The sequence below is a fragment of the Salifodinibacter halophilus genome (genome assembly GCA_012999515.1).
GTDB classification, from domain to species: domain Bacteria; phylum Pseudomonadota; class Gammaproteobacteria; order Nevskiales; family Salinisphaeraceae; genus Salifodinibacter; species Salifodinibacter halophilus.
In genome coordinates, this window is record JABEEB010000690.1 from 1 (window position 1) to 238 (window position 238).

The following is a 238-nucleotide window of genomic DNA, read 5'->3' on the forward strand; positions in this document are numbered from 1 at the left end:
CCAGTCGGCGCTGACCGGACACTTGGTGCTCAGCACGCTGCACACCAACAACGCCGCCGGCGGCATCACCCGGCTGCTCGACATGGGCGTGGAAGACTATCTGCTGACCTCGACCATCAACGGCATCCTGGCCCAGCGCCTGGTGCGTCGATTGGAGCCGACCCACGCGGAGAAATACCCGGCCTCGCCGGAGGAAATCGAGAAGTTCAGCCTGCGCCGCTATCAGCCCGAAGGCGAG

The 238-nt window shown here is 65.5% G+C and carries 1 protein-coding gene; it reads left to right on the forward strand.

The window, feature by feature from the left end:
- A partial coding sequence (gene tadA, locus HKX41_13335; protein ID NNC25118.1) for a Flp pilus assembly complex ATPase component TadA occupies positions 1-238 on the forward strand: 238 nt, incomplete at both ends.